The organism is Bradyrhizobium sp. C9 (genome assembly GCF_002532045.1).
GTDB lineage: Bacteria > Pseudomonadota > Alphaproteobacteria > Rhizobiales > Xanthobacteraceae > Bradyrhizobium.
This window is the reverse complement of record NZ_NWTG01000027.1, coordinates 59,466-83,265: the sequence shown is the minus strand read 5'-3', so window position 1 is coordinate 83,265 and position 23,800 is coordinate 59,466. Positions and strand designations below refer to the sequence as shown.

The 23,800-nt window shown below is 64.3% G+C and carries 23 protein-coding genes and 1 tRNA gene; 9 read left to right on the top strand and 15 right to left on the bottom strand.

The genetic code is table 11. The features are described 5' to 3' along the window. Positions 1–53: 53 nt before the first annotated feature. On the bottom strand, positions 54–863 hold the full coding sequence (locus CO675_RS33840; RefSeq protein ID WP_097676161.1) for an alpha/beta fold hydrolase: 810 nt from the start codon (positions 861–863) through the stop codon (positions 54–56). A gap of 156 nt (positions 864–1,019) precedes the next feature. Between CO675_RS33840 and CO675_RS33835 the strand changes: the two genes are divergently transcribed. Then, entirely contained in the window at positions 1,020–1,562 is a 543-nt protein-coding gene (locus CO675_RS33835) for a methylated-DNA--[protein]-cysteine S-methyltransferase (RefSeq protein WP_097676175.1), read from the top strand. A gap of 188 nt (positions 1,563–1,750) precedes the next feature. Here the strand turns inward: CO675_RS33835 and CO675_RS33830 are convergent, their stop codons facing one another. The 4 genes from CO675_RS33830 to CO675_RS33815 form a co-directional block, all read right to left on the bottom strand. Then, entirely contained in the window at positions 1,751–2,620 is an 870-nt protein-coding gene (locus CO675_RS33830; protein WP_198964846.1) for an MBL fold metallo-hydrolase, read from the bottom strand. A gap of 283 nt (positions 2,621–2,903) precedes the next feature. Then, complete coding sequence (locus tag CO675_RS33825) at positions 2,904–3,518, bottom strand: glutathione S-transferase family protein (protein ID WP_097676172.1); 615 nt, start codon at positions 3,516–3,518, stop codon at positions 2,904–2,906. A gap of 202 nt (positions 3,519–3,720) precedes the next feature. Then, the gene (locus CO675_RS33820; protein ID WP_097676170.1) at positions 3,721–4,563 is read right to left on the bottom strand and encodes a fumarylacetoacetate hydrolase family protein; all 843 of its coding nucleotides are present in this window, start codon (positions 4,561–4,563) and stop codon (positions 3,721–3,723) included. Positions 4,564–4,720: 157 nt separating this feature from the next. Continuing rightward, positions 4,721–5,374, bottom strand: a complete 654-nt coding sequence (locus CO675_RS33815) for a TetR/AcrR family transcriptional regulator (protein WP_245453035.1) — start codon at positions 5,372–5,374, stop codon at positions 4,721–4,723. Positions 5,375–5,522: 148 nt separating this feature from the next. Between CO675_RS33815 and CO675_RS33810 the strand changes: the two genes are divergently transcribed. Next, positions 5,523–5,894, top strand: a complete 372-nt coding sequence (locus CO675_RS33810) for a hypothetical protein (RefSeq protein ID WP_097676159.1) — start codon at positions 5,523–5,525, stop codon at positions 5,892–5,894. A 245-nt stretch (positions 5,895–6,139) separates the two neighbouring features. Here CO675_RS33810 and CO675_RS33805 read toward each other — a convergent pair whose 3' ends face one another. Then, positions 6,140–6,988, bottom strand: a complete 849-nt coding sequence (locus tag CO675_RS33805; protein ID WP_097676158.1) for an MBL fold metallo-hydrolase — start codon at positions 6,986–6,988, stop codon at positions 6,140–6,142. 118 nt (positions 6,989–7,106) lie between these two features. Between CO675_RS33805 and CO675_RS33800 the strand changes: the two genes are divergently transcribed. Beyond that, positions 7,107–7,520: a DUF3775 domain-containing protein gene (locus CO675_RS33800; protein ID WP_097676157.1), complete on the top strand. Its 414-nt coding sequence runs from the start codon at positions 7,107–7,109 to the stop codon at positions 7,518–7,520. Positions 7,521–7,696: 176 nt separating this feature from the next. On the opposite strand, the gene CO675_RS33795 is transcribed toward CO675_RS33800, so the two are convergent. The 3 genes from CO675_RS33795 to CO675_RS33785 all read right to left on the bottom strand — a co-directional run bounded on the left by CO675_RS33795 (position 7,697) and on the right by CO675_RS33785 (position 10,117). Next, positions 7,697–8,686 carry an NADPH:quinone reductase gene (locus CO675_RS33795; RefSeq protein ID WP_097676155.1) on the bottom strand — a complete coding sequence of 330 codons (990 nt, stop codon included), beginning with the start codon at positions 8,684–8,686 and terminating at the stop codon, positions 7,697–7,699. Next, positions 8,683–9,465 carry an SDR family oxidoreductase gene (locus CO675_RS33790; protein WP_097676154.1) on the bottom strand — a complete coding sequence of 261 codons (783 nt, stop codon included), beginning with the start codon at positions 9,463–9,465 and terminating at the stop codon, positions 8,683–8,685. Before CO675_RS33790 ends, CO675_RS33795 begins: the two co-directional genes overlap by 4 nt. A gap of 136 nt (positions 9,466–9,601) precedes the next feature. After that, the gene (locus tag CO675_RS33785; RefSeq protein ID WP_097676152.1) at positions 9,602–10,117 is read right to left on the bottom strand and encodes a CvpA family protein; all 516 of its coding nucleotides are present in this window, start codon (positions 10,115–10,117) and stop codon (positions 9,602–9,604) included. A gap of 108 nt (positions 10,118–10,225) precedes the next feature. Between CO675_RS33785 and CO675_RS33780 the strand changes: the two genes are divergently transcribed. After that, entirely contained in the window at positions 10,226–10,987 is a 762-nt protein-coding gene (locus tag CO675_RS33780; RefSeq protein WP_097676150.1) for an SDR family NAD(P)-dependent oxidoreductase, read from the top strand. Positions 10,988–11,344: 357 nt separating this feature from the next. Here the strand turns inward: CO675_RS33780 and CO675_RS33775 are convergent, their stop codons facing one another. Both CO675_RS33775 and CO675_RS33770 read right to left on the bottom strand, forming a co-directional pair. Beyond that, a complete protein-coding gene (locus CO675_RS33775; RefSeq protein ID WP_097676149.1) occupies positions 11,345–12,952 on the bottom strand; it encodes a GMC family oxidoreductase in 1,608 nt (535 codons plus the stop codon). Positions 12,953–13,065: 113 nt separating this feature from the next. Further along, positions 13,066–14,499: a coniferyl aldehyde dehydrogenase gene (locus CO675_RS33770; RefSeq protein WP_097676147.1), complete on the bottom strand. Its 1,434-nt coding sequence runs from the start codon at positions 14,497–14,499 to the stop codon at positions 13,066–13,068. A gap of 316 nt (positions 14,500–14,815) precedes the next feature. Here CO675_RS33770 and CO675_RS33765 point away from each other — a divergent pair. Next, positions 14,816–14,892, top strand: a tRNA-Met gene (locus CO675_RS33765). Between the two features lie 388 nt (positions 14,893–15,280). Here CO675_RS33765 and CO675_RS33760 read toward each other — a convergent pair. Next, a complete protein-coding gene (locus CO675_RS33760) occupies positions 15,281–15,529 on the bottom strand; it encodes a hypothetical protein (protein WP_245453034.1) in 249 nt (82 codons plus the stop codon). Positions 15,530–16,154: 625 nt separating this feature from the next. Between CO675_RS33760 and CO675_RS33755 the strand changes: the two genes are divergently transcribed. Then, entirely contained in the window at positions 16,155–17,348 is a 1,194-nt protein-coding gene (locus tag CO675_RS33755) for a polysaccharide biosynthesis/export family protein (protein WP_198964845.1), read from the top strand. 275 nt (positions 17,349–17,623) lie between these two features. On the opposite strand, the gene CO675_RS41190 is transcribed toward CO675_RS33755, so the two are convergent. Next, positions 17,624–18,424 carry a hypothetical protein gene (locus tag CO675_RS41190; protein ID WP_198964844.1) on the bottom strand — a complete coding sequence of 267 codons (801 nt, stop codon included), beginning with the start codon at positions 18,422–18,424 and terminating at the stop codon, positions 17,624–17,626. A gap of 57 nt (positions 18,425–18,481) precedes the next feature. Between CO675_RS41190 and CO675_RS33745 the strand changes: the two genes are divergently transcribed. Further along, entirely contained in the window at positions 18,482–19,426 is a 945-nt protein-coding gene (locus tag CO675_RS33745) for a hypothetical protein (protein ID WP_198964843.1), read from the top strand. Between the two features lie 162 nt (positions 19,427–19,588). On the opposite strand, the gene CO675_RS33740 is transcribed toward CO675_RS33745, so the two are convergent. Next, on the bottom strand, positions 19,589–21,106 hold the full coding sequence (locus tag CO675_RS33740) for an ATP-binding protein (protein WP_097676144.1): 1,518 nt from the start codon (positions 21,104–21,106) through the stop codon (positions 19,589–19,591). A gap of 92 nt (positions 21,107–21,198) precedes the next feature. Beyond that, entirely contained in the window at positions 21,199–21,597 is a 399-nt protein-coding gene (locus CO675_RS33735) for a winged helix-turn-helix transcriptional regulator (RefSeq protein ID WP_097676143.1), read from the bottom strand. Positions 21,598–21,723: 126 nt separating this feature from the next. Here CO675_RS33735 and CO675_RS33730 point away from each other — a divergent pair, with 126 nt between their 5' ends. Continuing rightward, positions 21,724–22,119: a hypothetical protein gene (locus CO675_RS33730; RefSeq protein ID WP_097676142.1), complete on the top strand. Its 396-nt coding sequence runs from the start codon at positions 21,724–21,726 to the stop codon at positions 22,117–22,119. Positions 22,120–22,131: 12 nt separating this feature from the next. Then, positions 22,132–23,796, top strand: coding sequence for an amidohydrolase (locus tag CO675_RS33725; RefSeq protein WP_097676140.1), 1,665 nt, complete (start codon positions 22,132–22,134; stop codon positions 23,794–23,796). Positions 23,797–23,800 lie beyond the last annotated feature (4 nt).

Sequence of the window (23,800 nt, the reverse complement as noted above, 5' to 3'; positions counted from 1 at the left end):
AACCTCAGCTTCCTCGGTTCAGACCAGATGGACAACCTCCTGAGAGAGCAAAGCTAGCTCGCCAGAAACTCCAGCACGATCTCGCAATAGCGCTGCGGGGCCTGCTCGAACATCGGGTGCGTAGTGCCGGGGATCATCTCGGTGCGCGCGCCCTTCACGTTGGCGGCAAGCGCGTGCAGCACCTTGGGCAGCACGCCCTTGGTGTTGGCGCCGCCGATGAACAGCGTCGGCGTCCTGATCGCCTCCGCGTCGGCCTTCGAGAACGGCGGGCGCTGATCGCGGGTCTGGCCGATGAGCGTGGTCGCGTTGTCGCGCAACAGCTGCTTGGAGGTTGCCGGGATCCGCTTCCAGGCGCCGGGGCCTTCGAGCGCGTCCATGAATATCTGCAAGCCGCCGTCGATGTCGCCCTTGGCGATCTCAGCGGCACAGGCCGCGAAGCGCGCTGCCAGCGGCGACGGGCCCGGCTTGAAATCGGGATCGAGGCTCTCGTCGAGCTCGCCGCCGGGCTCGGCCAGGATCAGCCTGCGCAGCAGGTCCGGCCGCCGCTGCGCGGCGCGGAAGCAGATATGGCCGCCGCGGGAATGCCCCATCAGGTCGACCGGCTTGGTGTCGAACGCCTCGATGAAGGCGATCAAATCGTCGACATGCTGTGCGATCGAATAGGTGTCGCCGACGCCGTCCCAATGCGCCGGGAAGAAATGCCGCAGGCTGACCGCGATCACGCGGTGCCGCCGCGTCAGCGGGCCGAGCACCGCCGACCAGATCCGGAAATCGCACAGCGAGCCGTGCACGCAGACCAGCGGCGGGCCCTCTCCGATATCGAGATAGGGCATGTCGAAACCGTTGACGTGGAGGCTGTGCATTTGGGGGCTCGCGAGAGGGCAGGAGATGTTGTTGATTTAGCCCAAGTTCCCACGGAATTCGGGTGGATAGCAACATTCTCCAAGCCTAGATTTCAGATCGACAGCAGGCTCGAACGCATGAGCCCAAACGATATGAAGGAACATCTGGAGCGAGCCATGACCGGCCAGCATTTTGCAATCTTCGAGACCATGATCGGCGCTTGCGGCGTCGTCTGGGGCGAGCACGGCGTTACCGCCGTGCAGCTGCCGATGGGCACCGAGGAGAAGACCCGCAAGCGCATCTTCCAGCGCAACGGCGACGTCACCGAGGCGGCACCGCCGGCCGAGGTGCAGCACGCGATCGACGGCATGATCGAGCTGCTTGCCGGCAAGCCGAACGACCTCGCCGACATCGTGCTCGATCTCGACGGCGTGCCGGCGTTCAACCGCGGCGTCTACGACATCGCGCGGAAGATTCCGCCGGGCAAGACCGTGACCTATGGCGACATCGCCAAGCAGCTCGGCGGCGTCGAGCTGTCGCGCGACGTCGGCCAGGCACTGGGCCGCAACCCGTGCCCGATCGTGGTGCCCTGCCACCGCGTGCTGGCGGCCGGCAACAAGCCGGGCGGCTTCTCGGCCAATGGCGGCGTCGTCACCAAGCTGAAGATGCTGCAGATCGAAGGCGCGGTGGTGAACCACACGCCGAGTTTGTTTGATTGAGCGGGGCGCGCTCTTCTTATCCTCCCCTGGAGGGGGAGGATCGGTGCGCATGAAATGCGAACCGAGGTGGGGTGAAGGTCTCTCGTATCGGGCGCTGCCCGTGTTGAGAGATCACCCCACCCCGTCTCACACCTCGCTACGCTCGCTGTGAGCCGACCCTCCCCCTCCAGGGGAGGGTAAGCGCTCAGCTACACCGTCTCGCACACAAACCCATTGCCCTTGCGCTTGATCTTGCCGACTGTCGGCGAGGGGAAGTGCGCGGGGCAGCACAGCGTGTCGGTGTCGCAATAGCGCTCCAGGAAACCGCGGCGCGTCTTCGCGGCCTGTGCCTGGTCGACATCGAACTTCGCCGACAGTTCCGGATAGTGCGTCTGGATCGGCGAGTGCATCAGATCGCCGGCAAACACCGCATCATCCTTGCCGCGGCCGAAGCTGAAGGCGACATGGCCCGGGGTGTGGCCGGGCGTCGGCAGGATGCGGACGTGATCGCCGATGACAAAATCATTGCCGACGAGGTCGGCGCGCTTGGCTTCGACCACCGGCAGCACGCTGTCGACGAAGGGCGGCACCTCTGCCTTGGCGTTGGTCTCGGTCCAGTAGTCGAACTCGCCCTTGTCGAACACGTAGCGCGCGTTCGGGAAGGTCGGCACCCAGCGGCCGTTCTCGAGCCGCGTGTTCCAGCCGACATGGTCGACATGCAGATGCGTGCACATCACATAGTCGATGTCGCCGACCGAAAAGCCCGCCGCCGCGAGGCCGCGCAGATAGTTGTCGTCGGTCTTCATGTTCCAGCTCGGCCGTCCCGGCCGCGGCTTGTCGTTGCCGATGCAGCTGTCGATCAGGATGGTGTGGTGCGGCGTCTTCACGATGTAGGACTGGAACGCCAGGATCAGCGTGTCGCTGTCGTCGAGTGCGCCGGCCGCCTTCATCCAGGCGCGGTTCTCCGCGAGCAGCTCCGGTGTCAATCCGGGCAGCATGTCGAGCGCGGGCAGGAACAGCCCTTCGTCCTCGACGATGCGGTGAATGGTGAGATCGCCGGCGGCAAATTTCAGGCTCATGGGGATTCCTTGGCGTTGGCGTTTGCGAGCGAAGTGGAGTGAGTGCGGTTGGCGTGAAGAGAACGCGTAAAAAAGCCAGTGCGCGTCGCGCACGGCGGGAATTCTGATGTTGGCGAGGATATCCATCGCCGCAAGGGCTTGCTCCGGCGGGCCGTACCGGGCTGCCGTCATCGTCATCACAAAGTCGAGATCGGAGACGTTCAGTGCGAGCACCAGGCTCGCGCTGAAAATCGAGAGGCGGGGACGCATTCGCGGATCGTCATTCGCCCCGCGCTTTGCTTTGCTAGGCCGCAGGCGGCGCCGAGATCTTCACCGATGGCCGCTCCAGCATCTTCTGGTAGAAGGCGTCGAGCTTGGGATAGGCCTTGCGCCAACCGCAATCGGCAAAGCGGAAGTCGGCATAGCCGAGCACGCAGACGAGGCCGATCTGCGCGATGTCGAACGACGCGCCGTTCAGCACGTCCGGCCGGTTCTCGAACCGCGCCATACCGGCCCAGGCCCTGTTCCAGTGATCGTCATACCAGGCCTGCCACAGCGAGCCCTGCGGCCGCACCATCTTCTCGTAGCGGCACAGCAGCATCGAATCGAGCATGCCGTTGAGCAGCGAATGATCGGTCTTCAGCTGCCAGCGCCGCGGACCGTAGCCCGGGATCAGCCGGCCGCCGCCGATCTCGTTGAGATATTCGACGATGACGTAGGAATCCAGGATGACGTCGCCATGGTCGAGGATCAGCACCGGCAGTTTCTTCAGCGGCGAGATCTTGGAGTATTCGTCATTGGCCGTGCCCGGCGCGACGCTGGCCGGCACGAACTCGATCTTGTCGATCAGGCCGAGCTCGATCGCTGCGATGCGCACCTTGCGGGCGAACGGGGAGGCGGGAGAGAAGGTGAGTTTCATGGTGATGACCTCGTTTCGCATACACGGTCGTCATCCTGAGAGACCGTGAATGTATGACTCTCGATGACGCAACTTACTCGATGTCGTCCCGGCCTAGTGCGCAATTGCGCACTAGGCCGGGACGACGAGGAGAGAGATTGCGCTGTATCCCCGTTATCCCGCGCAGCGGCGAAGCCGTTGCGCGGGATGACGATTCCGCAAACTACGCCGCGACGATTTCCTGGCGCTGCTCGCCGAGGCCCTCGATGCCGAGCGTCACGACGTCGCCGACATTGAGGAAGGTCGGCGGCTTCATGCCGAGGCCGACGCCGGGCGGCGTGCCCGTCGTGATGATGTCGCCGGGCAGCAGCGTCATGAACTGCGAGACGTAGGAGATGCATTTCGCCATCGTGAAGATCATGGTCTTGGTCGAGCCGGTCTGGCGGCGCTGACCGTTGACGTCGAGCCACATCGACAGGTTCTGCACGTCGGCGATTTCGTCCTTGGTGGCGAGCCACGGGCCGACCGGACCGAAGGTGTCGTGCGATTTGCCCTTGGTCCACTGACCGAGGCGCTCGGTCTGGAAGTTACGCTCGGAGACGTCGTTGCAGACGCAATAGCCGGCGACGTGGTTGAGCGCGTCGGCTTCCGAGACGTACTTGGCGCGGGTGCCGATGATCGCGGCGATCTCGACTTCCCAATCCAGCTTGGTCGAGCCGCGCGGCTTCTCGACGGCATCGTTCGGACCGGACAGCGAGGTATTCGCCTTCATGAAGATGATCGGTTCGGTCGGGATCGCCGCGCCGGTTTCCTTGGCGTGGTCGGAATAGTTCAGGCCGATTGCGACGAACTTCGAAATGCCGGTGACCGGGGCGCCGAAGCGCGGCTTGCCGGAGACGGCGGGCAGGGAGGCGGGATCGAGCGCGGAAAGCTTCTTCAGCGAGTCCGGCGTGTAGGCTTCACCGGTCAGGTCCTTCAGATGGGCCGAGAGGTCGCGGAGCTGGCCGGATTTATCGATCAGACCGGGCTTTTCCGCACCCTTTTCGCCATAACGAACAAGCTTCATGTTGATCACTCCCTACGATGTCTTGAGGATTGTTACTGGTATACCTCGACACGCTTCATGGAACAGCGCGGGAGGAAATTCAACCGCCTGTCGCCTCGGGCATTGCAGCCATCACCTGCCGGCGTAGCCGTTTTGAGCCGGTTCTTTCAAACGGTGGTCATGATCGCGGATGCGGCGCGGCCAGCATCCGCGTGAACATCTCTTCCAGCAGCCGGCACGGCGGCTCGGGATCGCGAGTGCCCGCGACGATCGCGTCGTCGACCACGGCATGCATCCCGTCGAACACGATCAGCGCCGCGCTGCGGGCATTCGGGAACGCCCAGACGCCGGCGGTCCGGCCGTCCTCCAGCACGGCAACGACCTGCGCGATCACGTCGTCCTTTTCCTGTGACTGGCGCTGATGATGCGGGAAGTCGTGAAACACGACGTCATGCAACTCGACATTGGCAAGATAGGTTCCAACGGCGCCGCGCAACCAGGCGGATAGCCGCCCCGCGTGATCGTCCGCGGCACGCGCGCCGATCGAGGCGGTGACGCGGGAGAGGAAATCCTGCGTGAAGCGGGCGCGCAGGGCGATGATCACATCGGCCTTGGTCGAGAAGTAATGGTAGAAGGTGCCTTTCGCGACGCCGGCCCGCGTGACGATGTCGTCGATCGTGGTGGCCTCGATGCCCTTCGCGATGAACAGGGCCGCCGCCGCCGACATCAAATCGTCCACCCTGACCTCGGCGGGCTGCGTGCGCCGCCAGTGCTGTGATGCGCCGCGCGTTGTCCTCGCCTGCCGCTTCCCGATCATGTCGTCAGCATCCATCCGCCCCTGATATCCGATTCTGAGATCGCATATTTAGAATGTCTTTGAAATAGCTTATCGGCGTTGACCGACCGTCAGTTGACCAATATTTGTGCCCGGCCGCCTGCCGATCAGCACGGTCAGGCGTCGTCATCATGAGGAAGCTTCCATGAAATTCTTTCGCGAAGCCGAGCCCGGCATCTTCGTCGCGACCGGCCGTCTGCAAACCGAGCAGGACGGCTGCGACTGGACCGTGGAATACACCGAGCTTCTGGCCGCGAACCGTCCGTTCGCCGTGATCGTCAATGTCAACGATCAGCCGGAGGTCGCCGCCGGCAAGCCGATGGTGCTGTGGATGAAGGCGCGCAAGGCCGAACTCGGCCGGCTGATCCGGGTCACCGTCTATATCGCCGATGACGACGAGGAGCGCGCCGAGCTCGAGCGCACCCTTCCCGGACGGGCCAAGGCGTTGCCCTATCCCGCCGCGATCGCCGCCAGCGAAGCCGACGCGCTCTTCCTCGCGCGCGCCAGTTTGATTTAGAGGGCGATAAGATTAGGTCGAGTAGCGATCGTACTGCGCTCCCTCTCCCCGTTTTTACGGGGAGAGGGTTGGGGTGAGGGCCGTCCCCGCGTATTCGGTGATAGCTGCGTTCGCGGAGGCTCCCCCTCACCCGGGAACGCATCTAGCGATGGGACATAGCCGAAGCTCTGCTTCGGCGTTCTTGAGAACGGCCGCCGAAGGCGGCCTATGCCTCTCCCCGCACGCGGGGCGAGGTGAAGCTGAGTCTAGCTCAGCGCGACGAACCTGAACGCGTCGCCGTCGCGCTTGATGTGGCCGGCATTGAAATGCCCGCCGATCACCAGCGTCGGCGTGTCGGCAAAGCGCGAGAACAGTTCGCGCCGCGTTATGACCGATTGCTTCTGGTCGGAGTCCGCGGTCGACGACCAGTCGAGGTGGTACATCTGGCAGGGATGATGGGCGACGTCGCCGGTCAGCAGTCCTTCCTCGCCTGCGGACTTGATGTGGATGCTCATATGGCCGGGGCTGTGTCCCGGCGTCGGGATCAGCGTGATCTCCTCGGTCAGGCGATGATCGCTCGGCACCAGCTCGGCCTTGCCGGCGTCCGCGATCGGCTTCACCGAGTCGGCGAACACGGCGGCATGCGCGGCATCGTCGCTGTGGTCGCGCCAGTGCTCGAACTCGGTCTTGCCGAACACATAGCGCGCGTTCGCGAAGGTCGGCACCCATTTGCTGCCGACAAGTTTCGTGTTCCAGCCGACATGGTCGACATGCAGATGCGTGCACAGTACGGTGTCGATGCTGTCAGGGGCAAATCCGGCCGCGGTCAGTTTCTCCAGGAACGGATCGCTGCGGTTGTTCCAGGTCGGCACGTTACGGCCCTGCTTGTCGTTGCCGAGCCCGGTGTCGATGATAATGCGGTGCTCCGGCGTCTCGACCAGCAGCGAATGAATCGACATTTTCAGCCGGCCATCCTCATTGGCGAAATGCGGGATCAGCCAGGGCAGGCTCTGGATCTCTTCCCGGCCGGCCAGCGGCAGGATGAAGCGCGTGCTGCCGACGGTCTCAAGCTCGACGACTTTTGTGATCTTGACCTTGCCGATCGTCCATTGCATGCGGCGTGTCCTCTGATTTTTTGTTCTCTCGCCGGACCATGCGGGTTTCCGCGCGCCGGCGCAATGGATCAAGTCGGCGCTTCCCGCGTTACCGCCTCCTGGACCAAGGAGTGCGCGAATGCCGGAACTTACAATCTCCCCTGAGAAGGTTGGTTTCTTGATCGAGAAGGCGCGGGAATTCGACGTCAAGGAGGGGATCGTCGATCCGGACTCCGGCTCGAACGGCACCGACGACGAGATGATCGATGTGCTGGAGGATGACGGCAACGATCCGGTGGCGCGCGAGATCACCGGCTTCATCAACGCGCTGAGCGAGGACGAGCAGGTCGATCTCGTCGCGCTGATGCGGCTCGGCCGCGGCGATGCCACCATCGAGGAATGGGCCGATCTCCGCCGCGAGGCCGCGCGCGGCCGCAACGGCCGCACCGCGAGCTATCTGTTGGGCGAACCGATGCTGGGCGATTTCCTCGCCGAAGGGCTCGACGAGTTCGGCATCACGCCCGGCGACGAACGCATCACGCCAGTTCAGTAGGGAGTCGAAGCGTGCTGTTCTCCTTACCTCGCCCCGCTTGCGGGGAGAGGTCGGAATTCAAGCTAAGCTTGAATTCCGGGTGAGGGGGAGTCTCGGCATACTTCGCTATCACCAACTTCGCGGAGACAGCCCCTCACCCCAACCCTCTCCCCGTAAGAACGGGAAGAGGGGGAAGATCACCGCGCGCAGTCGACGATCACCGTGCCGATCTTGTCGCCCTTCTCGACGGCGAGATGGGCCTCGGCGGTCTCCGCCAGCGCGAATTGTCCGGCGATGTTGTGCACGCGGGTGCCCGACTCCAGCCATTTGGTGATGTCGGCCTGCGCGGCCGCGAGCAGCGGTGGCGGCAGTGCGAATAGCACCAGCGAGCGCACCGTGATGCACTTTTCCATCAATTCGCGCACCGGCAGCACCGGCGTGCGGTTGCCGTTGGTGGCGTAGACCGCGATCGTCGAGTTCAGTGCCATGATCTTCAGCGTGGTCGCAAGGTTGCCGCCGAAATCGACGTCGATCACGCGGTCGACGCCGCGGTTCTCGGTGAAGGCCATCACCTTGGAGACGACGTCCTCGGTGCGGTAGTTGACGACCGTATCGGCACCGGCAAGCCGCGCCTCGACGTCCTTGACCTCTGAGCTCACCGTCGCGATCACCCGCGCGCCGCCCCACTTTGCGAGTTGCACCGCATAGTGGCCGACCGCGCCGGCGCCGCCGGTGACCAGCACGGTTTGGCCGGAGATCGGACCGTCGGCAAACAGCGCGCACCACGCCGTCATGCCGGGGATGCCGAGCGTTGCGCCGGCCGCGAACGACACGTCCGGCGGCAGCGGCGTCACCAGGTAATCGGCGAGCGTGATGTACTCGGCGGCGGTGCCGAAGGCGCGGCCGTTGCGCTGGCCGTTGAACAGCCAGACGCGGTCGCCGACGGCAAAGCGCGTCACGCCTTCACCGATCTGGTCGACGATCCCGGCGCCGTCGCTGTTCGGGATCACGCGTGGAAATTCCATCGCGCGATAGTTGCCGCTGCGGCGGCCGACATCGGCCGGATTGACGCCGGAGGCCTCGAGGCGAACCCGGACTTCGCCCGGGCCGGCGTCGGGCGTCGGCATCTCGCCGACGGTGAGTACCGTCGGCGCCGCGCCGGTCCGCTCGTACCAGACCGCTTTCACAGCGTACCCGGGAAGGCGCCGCCGTCGAGCAGGATGTTTTGCCCGGTGATGAAGCCGGCCTTGTCGCCGCACAGGAAGGCGCAGGCGTAGCCGAATTCCTCGGGACGGCCGAAGCGGCCGGCGGGGTTCAGCTTGGCGCGCTCCGCCAGCACCTGCTCGGCCGAGATGCCGCGCTTCTCGGCCTCGGGTTTCGCCGTGCCGCGCAGCCGATCGGTCTCGAACGGGCCCGGCAGCAGTCCGTTGATGGTGACGTTGTTGATCACGGTCTTGCGCGACAGGCCGGCGACGAAGCCGGTGAGGCCGGCGCGGGCGCCGTTGGACAGGCCGAGGATCTCGATCGGTGCCTTCACCGCCGCCGAGGTGATGTTGACGATGCGGCCGAACTTGCGCGCCATCATGCCGTCGACGGTCGCCTTGATCAGCTCGATCGGCGTCAGCATGTTGGCGTCGATCGCCTTGATCCAGTCGTCGCGGGTCCAGTTGCGGAAATCGCCGGGCGGCGGGCCGCCGGCATTGTTGATCAGGATGTCCGGTTCGGGGCAGGCCTTGAGCACGGCTTCGCGTCCGGCCGGCGTCGTGATATCGCCGACGATCTCGGTGACGGTGATGCCGGGATGGCCTTTACGGATCTCGTCGGCGGTCTGCTTCAGCGCTTCGGCGCCGCGCGCCGTCAGCGTGACGTGCACGCCCGCATCGGCGAGCGCAATCGCGCAGGCGCGGCCCAGTCCCTTGCTCGATGCGCAGACGATGGCGCGGCGGCCTTTGATTCCAAGATCCACGAGTTCACTCCCTGTGATGTCGGATTGGTTTGTAGAGTTTCGCTGGCGCCAGTCTAGCCAAGCCCGGCGGCGCCGGTAAGGGAGGTGCAATGCATAAGTGCATGCCGGACCGGAGCAGCCCGGGTGAGCCCGTTGGTTAGATGCGCTGCTCGCGCCGTAGCCGTTCGATCGCCATGGTGGCTTCGGGCGGCAGCGACCGGAATCCGGCCTGTCCGGCGGCGGAGAACAGCGGCCGCAACTGCGATCCGTTGAGGAATTGCGGCTGCCTTGCCAGCGGCACCAGCTGATCGAACACCAGCACCAGCGTGGTCACGACGAGGCCGACCCTGATTGCGCCGAGCAGCGCGCCGCCGAGCCGGTCGCCGATCCCGATCTCCGAGCCGATGGTGTCGTCGAGCATCGTCCGCGCCATCTTGCCGAGGATGACGCCGATCAGAAGGAAGAGGCCGAACAGCAGCACCCCGTTGGGCGGAAACGGCGAGGACGGCAGCGTTGCGATGCGGGGCCCGACCATTGCCAGCAACGCGACCGCAAGCGGCATCGCGACGAGGTAGGCCAGGATGGTGACCGCGCTGCGCAACAGGCCGGTCGTGAAGCCGGTGACGACCGCAAACAACAGACCGAGCGTCACGGCGATGTCGAAGAGGTTCATGGAGGGAATTCCTGCCTCGATCTCGTACCGTCCCCCGGTTGATCAAACCTGCTTACATCAGGGACAATTGTCGCTATCACTCGTCCGCTTCAATCCGGGAACCTGCCGATGTCCGACCTATTCGATGTCAGTAAAGAAATCATCCTCATCACCGGCGCCTCGCAGGGGCTGGGGCGGCAATTCGCCCGCGTGCTGGCGGCGCATGGCGCTGCGGTGGTGCTGGCGGCGCGCCAGACCGCGAAGCTGAAAAGCCTGGAGGAAGAAATCAAGGCGAAGGGCGGCCGCGCTGCCGCGGTGCAGATGGACGTTGCGGATATTTCCGGCATTGCGAAGGCACTCGACGCTGCGGAAGCAGCACTCGGTCCGGTCTCGGTGTTGATCAACAATGCCGGCATCGCGATCGAGAAGCTTGCGACCGAGCAGACCGAGGCCGACTGGGACGCCGTGGTCAACGCCAATCTGAAGGGTGCCTATTTCCTCGCAACCGAGCTTTCGCGGCGCATGATCCTGCGCAAGCAGCCGGGCAACATCATCAATGTCGCGTCCGTGCTCGGGCAGGGCGTGCTCAAGGCCGTCTCGCCCTATGCGATCTCCAAGGCCGGCATGATCCAGGGCACCAAGGCGATGGCGCTGGAACTCGCCGGCAACAACATCCGCGTCAACGCGCTGGCGCCGGGATACATCGATACCGAGATGAACCATGATTTCTGGTCGACGCCGGCAGGCGAGCGGCTTGCAAAACGGATTCCGCAGCGCCGCGTCGGTGCAGAGTCCGACCTCGACGGCGCGATCATGCTGCTCGCCTCCAACGCCTCGCGCTACATGACCGGCACGGTGTTGACAGTCGATGGCGGGTTTTTGCTGAATTAGCTCCGTAGCCCGGATGACATTGCTGTCATCGCCCGGCCTGTGCGCAATTGCGCACATGGACCGGGCGATCCAGTACGCCGCGGCCCTTCGGCTCAAGCACTGCGGCCTCTGGAATACTTGGTCACCCGCATGCGCCGGTGATGACACTGCGCAAGCTGAGGCCGTCTGCACGATTTCGGAATAATAGAACGGTACCGCTGATTTGCCCGACGAGTCAAGCTGCCGTGTCGAACGCCGGCGGCCGCCGGCTACTGTGCATGGGGTTGTTTTCGATATTTTGGCCGCGCGCCCCTGCGACGGCCAGTCTCACAGGGTGGGCAAGGGCGCTCTCGCGCCATGCCCACCCCGCGCATTTGGTCAGCCCGCCCGCATCTCCGCCTTGATCATGTCGGCGGCCTTCTCGCCGATCATGATGGTCGGCGCGTTGGTGTTGCCGCCGATCAATGTCGGCATGATCGAGGCATCGACCACACGCACGCCTTCGAGCCCATGCACGCGCAGCTTCGGATCGACCACCGCGAGTGGATCATCCGTGCCCATCCTGCAGGTGCCGACCGGGTGATAGACGGTATCGGAGCGCGCCCGCAGGATGCTGCGGATGTCGTCGTCGGTTCGGACATCCGCTGTGAACATGTCCTTCTGCTGCAGGGCGCGCAGCGCCGGCGTGTCGAGCAGCCGTTTCGTCATCTTGAAGCCCGCGACCATGGTCTCGACGTCGCTGTCCTCGCCGAAGAAATTCGGATCGATTGCCGGAGCCGCGAGCGGGTCGGCGCTGTTCAGCCACACGCTGCCGCGGCTTGCCGGGCGCAGCAGGCAGACATGGCAGGAGAAGCCAGTGCCCCAGCGCGGCTTGCGGCCGTGGTCTTCCACCATGGCCATGCAGAAATGCAGCTGGATGTCGGGGACGTCGAGATCGGGGCGCGTCTTCAGGAAACCGCCGCATTCGGCGACGTTCGAGGTCATCGGGCCGCGCCGCTCGCGCCGGTACTGCCCGATCCCCTTGAGGATCCGCCCGATGCCGCTCCACGATAGTCCCGAGAAATAGGGTGCGTCGGAGGCGAAGCCGAACACGAAATCAGGGTGGTCCTGCAGGTTCTGTCCGACGCCCGGGAGTTGATGCACGCTGGCGATCCCGTGCTTGCCGAGCGCCGCGGCGTCGCCGACGCCCGACAGCATCAGCAATTGCGGCGACTGGAACGCGCCGGCCGAGAGGATGACCTCGCGCCGCGCGCGCAGCACCTTCTTCTCCTTGCCCTGCAAGTATTCGACGCCCACGGCACGCTTGCCCTCGAAGAGGATGCGGGTCGCCTGCGCCTGCGTCTCGATGCGCAAATTGGGCCGGCGGCCCATGTGGGGATGGATGTAGCCGCGCGCGGCGCTCCAGCGCTCCCCATTCTTCTGGGTCACCTGGTAGATGCCGAGGCCTTCCTGTTCGGCGCCGTTGAAATCGTCGCGGATCCGGAACTGCGCCTCGCGCGCGCCCTGCAGGAACGTCTCCTTGACCGGATTGTCGGACTGCAGGCCCGTGACGTTGAGCGGCCCGCCCTTGCCGTGATACTCGCCGTCGAGCTCGGTGTTGTTCTCCGAACGCTTGAAGTAGGGCAGGACGTCGGCATAGCCCCAGCCGGTATTGCCGAGCGAAGCCCAGTGATCGTAGTCGGCGCGATGGCCGCGGATATAGACCATGGCATTGATGGCGCTGGAGCCGCCGAGCCCCTTGCCGCGCGGCTGATAGCCGATGCGGCCGTTCAGGCCCTTCTGCGGCACCGTGTCGAACGCCCAGTTGTTGAGCTTGCTCGAGAGCATGAGGATGATGGCGCCGGGCGTGGTCACCACCCAATTGTCGTTCTTGCCGCCGGCATCGAGCATCGCCACCGAGGTCGCCGGATCCTCCGACAACCGCCCCGCCACCGCGCAACCGCCGGAGCCGGCGCCCACCACCACGAAATCGAATGTGTCAGTCACGTATGTTTCCCCCTGTCTCTTCGTCATTCCGGGATGGTCCGAAGGACCAGACCCGGAATCTCGAGATTCCGGGTTCGATGCTGACGCATCGCCCCGGAATGACGTTCTAAGTTTTACGACAACAGCCGCATCAGCTTCTCCAGCCGCGCGACCTTAGCGCCATAGGGCGGATAGAGGTCGGCGAGGCGGTTGAAGCGCGAGCGGTAGAACACCGGCTTCAGCTTGGTCAGCGTCTTGAATCCCCATTCGCCGTGATAGGCGCCGGTGCCGGACGCGCCGACGCCGCCCATCGGCTGATAGGCCTGCGCGAAATGGAACAGGCAATCGTTGACGGTGACGCCGCCCGACACCGTGCGTACCAGCACCGCATCCCGCGCGGCGTTGTCGGTGCCGAACCAGTACAGCGCCAGCGGGCGGTCGCGCCGGTTGATGAAGGCGATCGCCTCGGTTGCGTCGCGGGTGCCCATCACCGGCAGCAGCGGTCCGAAAATCTCCTCCTGCATCACGGTCATCTCTGGCGTCGCATCGACGATGACGGTCGGCGGGAATTTGCGCCGCGCCTTCCACTCCGGATCGTTCGGCGCGGCCGGCTGCATGATGGTCGCGCCCTTCGCGGCGGCATCGGCGACGAGGTTCTCGAGCCTTGCATAGTGCCGGTCCGAGACGATCGAGGTGTAGTCGGGGTTTTTCGGATCGGTACCGAACATGTGCTGCATGTGGCCTTGCAGCCGCATCGCGAACGGTTGCACCGAGGCTTGCGCCACCAGCGCGTAATCGGGCGCGATGCAGGTCTGGCCGGCATTGAGCAGCTTGCCGTAGGCGATGCGCTGCGCGGCCTCGTCGAGGTCGGCGGAGCCGTCGACGATCGCAGGCGATTTGCCGCCGAGCTCGAGCGTCACCGGTGTCAGGTTGCGGCCGGCCGCTTCCGCGACCAGCCGGCCGACGCGGGTCGAGCCGGTGAAGATCAGATGATCGAACGGCAGGGCGGCAAAGGCCGTTGCGATGTCGTCGTCGATATCGGTGACCGCAAGCTCGGTGGTGTCGAACTTCTTCTCGATCACCTCGGCCAGCAGCTCGGCGAAGCGCGGCACCAGCTCGCTCGGCTTGATGATGGCGCGGTTGCCGGCCGCGATCGCGGCGACCGCGGGCGCCAGGGTCAGCTGCAGCGGATAATTCCACGGCGCGATGATCCCGACCACACCGAGCGGCTGCGGGATCAGCCGGTTCCTGGCCGGCGCGAACTGCACCGTGGTCGGGATCCGCTCGGGCGCCATCCAGCCCTTGAGGTGCTTGGCCGCATGCTTGATCTCGCCGAGCACCAGCATGGTCTCGGCGATCGCGGTCTCGACGGTGGAGCGGTGGCCGAAATCGGCTGAGATCGCCGCCTCGAACCGCGCCTCGTTCTCGGTCAGCGCGGCGCGCAGGCGGCGCAGCCGGTCGAGCCGCGCCTGCAATGTCGGCGCCGGCTCGCTCCGCGACAGCTCGAACTGGCGGTGAAAAGTGTCCTCAAGCGCATGCAGCCCCGGGCTCTTCAATGGCCGGTCCATGGCGTTTCCCCTCGAATGACGTGTCCTTGACGGATTTTGTTGGGCGCCAAGCTCCGCTTTTGCGCGCGATCTGGCAAGAGCCGGTTCCCGGCGGTAAATTTGCCAGGAAAACCACTGATTTCGACGTCACAAAATCCTCAAAAACCCGCATCCGGGGCTTTCCAAACCGTACTCACGTTGATACATACCCCTCGCACCCGACGGCTTCGGCCCGGGTCGCCTTCTCAGGAAGCCCTCCGGACGGATCGATCGGCGCCATCTGATGCGTTGGCCGACCGGCTCGGGCACTCTTTCTGCAAGGCACGCAAAGGTTTAACGCGGGGTGGAGCAGCCCGGTAGCTCGTCAGGCTCATAACCTGAAGGTCATAGGTTCAAATCCTATCCCCGCAACCAAGTTCGACACGGAAACCCGGCAATCTGAAATGGATTGCCGGGTTTTTGTTTTGTGGGTTCGAAACACCGCAACCTCCCGCGGCCGGCATAACGACACCGGGCGCGAACAGCGCAGGCCGACTTGCCTTGGCCATCTCTAGTGGCTTGATTGGGAAACCGTCGATCTCGCCGATCAATCGGATTATCGACGCTATGAACTCGCGGGATCGTCTCGACGATGTCGGCGCGTGGATCGCGCTGACAGGCGTGTGAGCCGAACGGGCGGTGAGGGACGTTCGGTATGGCACGCGCCATTGACGAGGTGCTTCGGTGAGCCACCGAGCATGCAGGCGATACGCATCCGGATTTCAACCGCCTTTGCCTCGTTGCATTGACGACACAACCCCGATCATTTTTTGTCCTTGTCGGCGTCGTCGTCCACGTTGCCTTCATTGTCGACGCATCTTTTGAAATCGTCGCGTTCGGCCTGCCCATTGCCTTTGGCACTGCCCGCCGCCGGATTGCCAGGCTGACGTGGCGGAAAATTCTTCGCAATCAGCGCATTGCATTTCCTCGCGACCTCAGCGCTGACGGCTGATGTCTCTGTTGGGCTCGCCTGCCTGACCAATTTCGCGGAAAAGGCGACGTCGGTCCCCATCACACCAATTCTGAACGCGCCGGCCCGTTTGCTATTTTCGAACACTATTGGCAGCTAACGCATTGCCGACCGCAATTTCTCGCCGTCGCGGCGGCATGAGAGAGTTCCCGGTCCGTAAAATTGGGAGGAGCGTTTCATGAGATACGGAACAGCCGTGCTGACCCTGTTGTTGCTGTCCGGTGGGGGAGCAATGGCACAGGGCGTATCGCAAACTCCGACCCAGACCGTTACGCAGCAGCGCCAGAGCGGATCGACGGTGGCGGGCGGGCCGAATTCGGCGGTGAGAACCAACCAAGGCGTCAGCACCGGATTTAGCAGCCCGTTCGCAAGTCCGTTCGGAAGCTCCAATAGCTCCCAATCGAAGGGCGGCTACGCCGGTTCCAGCTCTGGCCGGTGATTTTCTTCGCCAAGGTGAGGTTCGCCAAATCTGCCACCTGTCCGTCATCTCGCCATGATGATGTCTCCGCAGCCAGCGAACTAACTCCGCGCCAGCGAGCCAAGCTTGGTTAACTGCTGGTTGAGCCCCGTAAGATCGTTGCAAACCAGCAACTGCCGCGATCCAAAAAATCTGCTCCAACGCAGATTCACTTAGAGATTGCACCGAGTCCACGAGAGTTCCGACAGCATGGGGACTAATCCTAAAATCAAACCTTTTGCCGGAATCGTCCTCAGCGCCACGATTGGCCTGGCCGGGTGCAGCATGTTGCCGACGTCGGGGCCATCCAGCCAAGCTGTAAAAAGCGAGACGCCGGTCGATGAAAACAGCCTTCCGTATGCGCTGGTTCGCGTCAATTCAGACGTGGTGTCCGTACTTGCGCGTACGGGCAAGTTGACGGTGACCTATCCCGATCGTCAGCCTCCGCGCGAAATCAGATTTGGCGTGGGCGACGTCGTCAGCGTGACCATCTTCGAAGCCGCCGCAGGCGGCCTGTTTATCCCGGTTGAAGCGGGTGTTCGGCCGGGCAACTTCATCGCTCTGCCCAATCAGACGGTGGACAACAAGGGCAACATTTCGGTTCCCTATGCCGGCGCTGTCCGCGCGCAAGGGCGGACGCCTTCCGAAGTCCAGCAGGCGATTGCGGATGCGCTGAAGAATCGCGCGATCGAGCCGCAGGCTGTCGTCGCCCTCATTGATCAGCGGACGTCGCTCATCAGTGTTCTCGGCGAAGTGAACAATCCGCTTCGCTATCCCGCAAACGCTGCTGGCGAGCACCTGCTTGATGCGATCACGCGTGCCGGCGGCCCCAAGGGACAAGGCTTCGACACCTGGGTCATGCTCGAGCGCAACGGCAAGCAGGCGACCGTGCCGTTTGGGTCGCTGGTGTATGAGCCATCGAACAATATCTGGGTCCATCCGAACGATACGATCTACGTTTATCGTGAGCCGCAGACGTTTGTGGCGTTTGGTGCGACCGGCCAGCAGGGTCAGTTCAATTTCGACGCCTGGCGAATTTCGGTGGCCGAGGCCGTGGGCAAGGCAGGCGGCCTGAACGATGCGCTGGCTGATCCCGGAGCGATCTTCCTCTATCGCGGTGAGCGGCGCGAAATTGCCGCGATGATGGGCGTCGACGTGAGCCGTTTCACGACGCCGATCATCCCGATCGTGTATAATTTCAATATGCGCGACCCGTCGACGTACTTCCTGGCGACGAAGGTGCTGATCCGGAACAAGGATGTTCTGTACACGTCGAACGCTCCAGCGGTGGAATCGGCGAAGCTGATGACGTACATCAGGCTGGTCACCGCAACGGTCAATGATCCGATCGTTGCAGCCTACAATGGCGCCGCGCTTCGGAGTCTGGTCGTAACGACTCCCTGATCCGCATGCGGTACAACGGGCGATACATCGTCGTCTTGAAGACGGCGGTGGTCGCCCTCAAACCGCGGCAGGCCGCCGTAACGGCCTGGGAACAGAGCGGTCCCGCCGCTTTTCGGCTGAATCTCGTACATCTCGGCATTCTCTTTGATCGGCGACGCGATAGGGAAATGAAATATTCCGAATGTACCACCGCGATTTGTTTGGGAAGAGATTCGCACTCACGTTGCCGGTTGCCGGAGATGCGGACCGCTCCGTCCCCGCAACCCGGGCCTTCCCTAGACGATGAAATGAAATTCCTGCCAGGCGCTCCAGATCATGCCGTCGTTGGTGCGAACCCAGAGGTCGTCAGACACGGTGCCGCCATCGAAAGTCGTACTGGCGAGCTGGGCCGTGGTGACGTTGATTGCGGTGTTGGCAGGCTGCGCATTCCCGCCGATGCTCCAATGGCCGCTGCCTGCCGACGGCGTCGACTCCCAGAATTGATACTGGCTCATGTGGTCCCCGTCGGCATCCGCGACCGAGAACAGCATCGATGCGGCCACGCTCTGGTTGGCGGTCGCGTGGAAGTCGGATGCGGTGACGACCGGGGCGTTGTCAATCGGTGCGTTGACGTGAAATTCCTTCCACGGCCCCCAGGCGATACCGTCGTAGGCTCTCGCCCAGAGATCGTCTGAACCGGAGCCGCTCTGAAAGCTTGTGCTCGAGAGCTGGGCTGCGGTCACATTGATTGCGACATTGGTGCCCTGAGCCACCCCGGCGACCACCCAGTGCCCGCTGCTCGGATCAGACGTCGAATCCCACAGCTGATAGTTCGTGATCGTGTCTCCATCCGCGTCGGTGGTCGAGAACAGCGTGGAGGCCGCGATATCCTGGCCGTGGCTCGCTGAAAAGTCGGCGGCCGCCACGATCGGAAGATTGTCGACCGGCGCGTTGACGTGAAACTCCTTCCAGTTGCTCCACATCATGCCGTCGAACGCGCGCACCCAGAGATCGTCGGAGCCCGAACCGCTCTGAAACGATGTGTTCGTCAATTGGGTGGGCGTCACATCGATGGCGATGTTGGCGGCCTGCGCCACGCCGCCGACCACCCAATGCCCGCTGGCAGGATCGGCGGTCGAGTCCCAGAACTGATAATGAGTGAACGTATCGTGAACGATCCGATCACCCAGTACGCGTTCTGGGACACCGGCGGCAATGGTCACTGGGTGGTGAATGGCGTCGCCCAGGCAGCCAATGTCGAGATCGATGTTGCCGCGGCGAACCTGTCGCAGGTCAGCTACGTGTTCGGCCCCGGCGGCTCGCCGTCGGATACGCTCTACGTGCGGGCCAATGACGGCAGCGAGTGGAGCAGCTGGAAGTCGTTCACGGCCACCGCAACCAACCAGGCGCCGACGGTCGCGGTCTCCAATGTCGTGACGGTCTCGGGGCAGACCTTTGCTGCCGCGAGCCTCGTCACGGCGACGGACGCCGACGGCGATGCCATCACGAAATATGCGCTGTGGGATTCCAACACCAACGGGCGGTGGAACGTCGGCGGAGTCAACGAGCCTGCAAATACCGAGATCGACATCACGGCGGCGCAACTTTCCCTGACCACCTATCAGGCCGGCTCCGGCACCGACCAACTCTGGATCCGGGCCAATGACGGCACCGCGTGGGGGGCCTGGCAGTCGTTCAACGTGACGGGAGAGAGTCCGAGCAGCGCCACTATCGTCCCGAGCGGCACCCTGGAATTGACCGGGACATCGAATGCCGCCGTAACGTTCCAGGGTTCGACGGGAACGCTGAAGCTCGACAATTCCGCGAGCTTTAGCGGAACCGTCGCCGGGATGACCGGTTCGGACGCGATCGATTTCGCGAACATCAGTTTCGCGAACGTTCAGACCCCGAGCTTCAGCGGAGACTCATCGCACGGCACGCTCACGGTGACGGACGGCACCGTCACGGCGAGCATTGCGCTGCTGGGCAACTACATGGCCTCGACCTTCACGACCTCGAGTGACGGCCATGGCGGCACCCTGGTTGTCGATCCGCCGGCGACGCAAGTCAGCCAGCTGGCGCAGCCACAGCATGCGTGAGGTCTGAAGGTGAGGGGCGGTGTGGGCCTGTCGCGGGCCCACGCAACCAGATCCCTCAACTGGCAGAAACAAAAAAGGCCCGCCTCCCGGCGGGCCTTTTCGTGTTCTGCGACGCTTCTGGGATTCCATGCGAGACCGAACGCTTCGTCGCCCGGTGACTGACTACGGAGTCGAGCTGTTGCAGGCTGCTTCCGCCGGCACTTCGTCGGCATTCGGGTCGGCCGCGGCCGTGGCCCAGGCGAGCTCGACGAGTGTCACGATCCGCCGGCCGGCACCGTCCAGCTGGCAGACAATCAGGCCTTGCTCCTCGATGTAGGTCAGCAAATGCCGGGCGCGGCGCAGCGAGTGCGTGCCATAAGCGCGGGCGATCGCGGCATCGCTCGGGCAGGGCCAGCCTTCCTTCGCGGCGCGGGCGATCATCATGAAGACGCCCTGCATGTCCTCGGGCAGGATCGCGGCACGCAGCGAGACATCCTGCCACGCGTCGTCCTCCGCCATCTCGGTGCCGAGCCCGGCGCGGGCGCGCGTCAGCATGCGACGGAAATCGGTCAGCTCGGGCACGACGGCACCGAGACCCTCGATCCGGCAGCGGACCACGAACTCCTGATAGAGCACGCCGATGGCGCGGAAGCCGGCGTCGGGCTCGGCGAGGATCGCGCGCAGGATGCGATCCAGCCGCTCACGCCGTTCGGCCAGCTGCTCGGCGCTGAGCGGCGGTTCCGCGGTTTCGGGATCTTGCTCCGGTGCTGTTGGCTTGGCGGCCATCAACTGGCTGAGCAGGTCGGGCGACGGCGCGCGGCGCGGCGGCCTGGCCGTCGTTTCGGGCGGCGGGGCCGCGAGGATGATGGCGCGCGCGTCTTCGAGCGCCGCTTCAGGCAGCGGCATCAGCCGCGGCGCCGCGTTGCGCGGTTGGGTATCGGTCGGACCGATGCGGAGACCCAGCGGACGGCGGGAGAGCGCGGGTCCCAGCGCCATGAATTGTCCGCGCTCCAGGTCGCGGAACGCCTCTGCCTGCCGCCGCTCCATGCCGAGCAGGTCGGCGGCGCGCGCCATGTCGATGTCGAGGAAGGTCCGGCCCATCAGGAAGTTCGATGCTTCGGCGGCGACATTCTTGGCGAGCTTGGCCAGCCGCTGGGTCGCGATGATCCCGGCAAGTCCGCGCTTGCGGCCGCGGCACATCAAATTGGTCATCGCGCCGAGCGAGAGCTTGCGCGCCTCGTCGGAAACTTCGCCCGCGATCGCCGGCGCGAACAGCTGTGCCTCGTCCACGACCACCAGCATCGGATACCAGTGGTCGCGGGCAACCTCGAACATGCCGCCGAGGAAGGCCGCGGCGCGCCGCATCTGGTTCTCGGCGTCGAGCCCCTCGAGATTGAGCACGGTGGAGACACGATGGATGCGCACGCGCTCGCCGGCGACCTGCAGGCTGCGCTCGGTATGGTCCTCGGCATCGATGACGAGGTGGCCGAATCGCTCGGCCAGGGTCACGAAGTCACCCTCTGGATCGATGATGGTCTGCTGCACCCATGGCGCGCTCTGTTCCAGCAGCCGGCGCAGCAGATGAGACTTGCCGGAACCCGAATTGCCCTGCACCAAAAGGCGCGTGGCCAATAGCTCCTCGAGATCGATGGCCGCCGATGCGCCGGCCGTCGTCTGTCCCATCTCGATCGCTACGGTCATGTCCCGACTCAAATTGTCCTTGCGGGGTGCGGCTTAACAAGCCGATCGCGCCCCGTCGAGCGAACCGCGGCATGATCCCCAGGCGCGACCGCCTATGTCCGGTAGGTCTCGTCACCGCCGTCGCGCTGGGCGCTTCGCCGCGGCTCGGGCGGTCGCCACGTAACGCCCTGTTCGGCGAGCAGATTGTTTCCCCACTCGGCCAGCGGGGTCAGCAGCGCAACAAGATTGAACCCTCGCTCCGTCAGTGCGTAGATCGACCGTTCAGACGAAATCTTGCGCTGCCGGACCGCGCCGTCGGCGATCAGGTCCCGCAGCAGGCTGGACAAGACTTGCTGGCGAACGCCCACGATCGAGTTGCGCAATTCGCCGAAGCTGAGTTCGTCTAGCGAGAGAAGATGAAGCACCCGAACCTTCCACTTGCCCGAGACGATCTTGAGGACCGTCTCGACGGGGCAGGGATCCTGGGCGGGGCGCTTGCGATGGTAGGCCATGGCTTCCTCGGTCAGAAATTAATGTGTCTGGCTGGCCCATGATTGATGTGGGACCATGAAGCGACGCGAGCGATGTAACCAGCCCGCCGACAAGAATATCTCGCAAGGTGCTTCATGGGAGACTCGATGAGCGGTCGAATTCTCAGCCTGCTTCTGTGGGCCGGCGTGGCCTATTTCTGCTGCATGGCAGTGGCGCACTTCTTCGGAATCAAGGTGCCAATCCTGTTTATCTACTACGATACACCCTATTACGCCTATCAGGACAAGATCATCGCGTTCGCGGTGGTGGCCTATATCTGCCTGTTTGTCTCCGCCGCGCGTTCGGGTGAGGTCGTGTTCGCCTTGGTCGCGATCTGGGTCACGGTTCTCGGTCTCTGCGCCGTCAATCTTTCCGACGCGCTGCACGTCGTTCTCGACGGCAGGTCCACACTACCTTACTGGCTGCAGACCGCCGCAATCGCGGCCTACGCCCTGTGCCTCACCATTCTCTCGCGGCAGCCGCGAAACCTTTCGGCGCACTGAGGGCCAGGCACGATGATGCAGGCGGAATTGATCTTCCATAATGGAAACGTGTTCACGGCGGATGCCGCTGCGGGTCGTGCCGAGGCGATCGCGGTGGCCGGCGGCACCATCGTTGCTGTCGGTCACGATCTCGACGTCAAGAGCCTGGCCGGTCCCGGAACCAGAATGGTGGACCTTGGTCGCGGCATGCTGTTGCCCGGTATCGTCGACGTGCACAACCACCATCTCCGTGGCGGGCAAGCCGACCTCTATGAATTGAAACTCTTGCCGACGATGTCGTTCGATGCCGTGCTGGAAGCTGTGCGCGCGCGATGCGCGACGACGAAACCGGGCGAGTGGGTCTTCGGCGGCATCTGGGGAAGTCAACTGGTCGAGGTGATCGGCCGTGCAAGTTCGCTGGCGGCGCTCGATGCCGTTTCCGGGGCGCATCCGGTGATGCTGCGCGACGACAGCCAGCACAACCGGTGGGTAAACTCTCGTGCGTTGGAGTTGATCGGGATCGACGCCGGCACCCCCGATCCGCAAGACGGTCAAATCCTGCGCGATGCGGAGACCGGGGCTGCGACCGGGCTATTGCTGGAGCGAGCCTCGGGGCTTGCCGAGCAGGCGGTCGAGCGAAGCATCCCGGACCTTGCGGAGCGCAACAAGGCTTCGTGCCGCCGCGCGGTTGAGATTCTCAATGGCTTCGGCGTCACCGCATTTCAGGATGCGACCACGACGCTCCCGTTCCTGGAAGCGCTGGCCGCGCTGGATCGTGCGAACGAGCTCAATGGCTGGTGCGTCGCCTCGCTGCCCGCGCAGCGGACGCTGTCGGGCGCCGATCTCGTCGGCGACGCGCTGATCGTACGCCGCGAGGCCTATCGCACCCGGCACGTCCGTCCCGATTTTATCAAACTGTTCATGGACGGGGTCCCGACGACGCGTACCGCCGCCATGCTCACGCCATACCGCGCCACGCGCTTGCAAGGCTGCTGCTTTTGCGGCGATCCCTTGATCTCGATTCCTGATCTGGTGCGGTGGATCGCAAAGGCCGAGAAGCATCGGATGCGGGTCAAGGTGCATTGCACGGGCGATGCCGCGGTTCGCGATACGCTCGACGCCATCGACGTCGTGCGCAGCTTCAACGGACCCGGAAACGGCGCCGATGCTACTCACCAGGTCGCGCATGCGGGCTTCGTAGCCCCCGCCGATATCCCGCGCTTCCGCGCGCTCGACGTCGCAGCCGACCTGTCGCCGATCATCTGGTATCCCGGCCCGATCCAGGAGGCCATCCGCGCGGCGATGCCGGTGGATCGCGCCGACTGTTATTGGCCGCTTCGCGATCTCCACGCCGCCGGCGCGTTGATGGCGGCCGGATCGGACTGGCCGGTTGTGGCCAATCCGGACCCCTGGCTCGGGATCGAAGGGATGATCACGCGGCGCAATCCGCGGGGCGGATATGATGGCGCGCTTTGGCCGGAACAGGCCCTCGATCTCGAGACAGTGCTGCGCATCTACACCGTCAACGCGGCGCGGGCGATGGGCTTGTCCGATCTCACCGGATCGATCGAAGCCGGAAAGTCGGCAGATTTCATCCTGATCGATCGCGACTTGTTCGCGACCGCGCCGCAGCTTCTATCGCAGACCAGGGTGCTTTCAACATGGTTCGAGGGCCGTCAGGTTCACGAGGCCGGATGAAAGC

Bases quoted from the DNA above. Each gene is read 5' to 3' on its own strand.
- CO675_RS33805 (WP_097676158.1), bottom strand. From the start codon at position 6,988: ATGCAATGGACGATCGGCAAGGTCAAGATCACAAAAGTCGTCGAGCTT.
- CO675_RS33815 (WP_245453035.1), bottom strand. From the start codon at position 5,374: ATGGATGCTGACGACATGATCGGGAAGCGGCAGGCGAGGACAACGCGC.
- CO675_RS33780 (WP_097676150.1), top strand. From the start codon at position 10,226: ATGTCCGACCTATTCGATGTCAGTAAAGAAATCATCCTCATCACCGGC.
- CO675_RS33835 (WP_097676175.1), top strand. From the start codon at position 1,020: ATGACCGGCCAGCATTTTGCAATCTTCGAGACCATGATCGGCGCTTGC.
- CO675_RS33840 (WP_097676161.1), bottom strand. From the start codon at position 863: ATGCACAGCCTCCACGTCAACGGTTTCGACATGCCCTATCTCGATATC.
- CO675_RS33730 (WP_097676142.1), top strand. From the start codon at position 21,724: ATGAGCGGTCGAATTCTCAGCCTGCTTCTGTGGGCCGGCGTGGCCTAT.
- CO675_RS33810 (WP_097676159.1), top strand. From the start codon at position 5,523: ATGAAATTCTTTCGCGAAGCCGAGCCCGGCATCTTCGTCGCGACCGGC.
- CO675_RS33825 (WP_097676172.1), bottom strand. From the start codon at position 3,518: ATGAAACTCACCTTCTCTCCCGCCTCCCCGTTCGCCCGCAAGGTGCGC.
- CO675_RS33785 (WP_097676152.1), bottom strand. From the start codon at position 10,117: ATGAACCTCTTCGACATCGCCGTGACGCTCGGTCTGTTGTTTGCGGTC.
- CO675_RS33740 (WP_097676144.1), bottom strand. From the start codon at position 21,106: ATGACCGTAGCGATCGAGATGGGACAGACGACGGCCGGCGCATCGGCG.
- CO675_RS33735 (WP_097676143.1), bottom strand. From the start codon at position 21,597: ATGGCCTACCATCGCAAGCGCCCCGCCCAGGATCCCTGCCCCGTCGAG.
- CO675_RS33760 (WP_245453034.1), bottom strand. From the start codon at position 15,529: ATGGGGACCGACGTCGCCTTTTCCGCGAAATTGGTCAGGCAGGCGAGC.
- CO675_RS33830 (WP_198964846.1), bottom strand. From the start codon at position 2,620: ATGAGCCTGAAATTTGCCGCCGGCGATCTCACCATTCACCGCATCGTC.
- CO675_RS33820 (WP_097676170.1), bottom strand. From the start codon at position 4,563: ATGAAGCTTGTTCGTTATGGCGAAAAGGGTGCGGAAAAGCCCGGTCTG.
- CO675_RS33800 (WP_097676157.1), top strand. From the start codon at position 7,107: ATGCCGGAACTTACAATCTCCCCTGAGAAGGTTGGTTTCTTGATCGAG.
- CO675_RS33770 (WP_097676147.1), bottom strand. From the start codon at position 14,499: ATGGACCGGCCATTGAAGAGCCCGGGGCTGCATGCGCTTGAGGACACT.
- CO675_RS33745 (WP_198964843.1), top strand. From the start codon at position 18,482: ATGAGTGAACGTATCGTGAACGATCCGATCACCCAGTACGCGTTCTGG.
- CO675_RS33755 (WP_198964845.1), top strand. From the start codon at position 16,155: ATGGGGACTAATCCTAAAATCAAACCTTTTGCCGGAATCGTCCTCAGC.
- CO675_RS33725 (WP_097676140.1), top strand. From the start codon at position 22,132: ATGATGCAGGCGGAATTGATCTTCCATAATGGAAACGTGTTCACGGCG.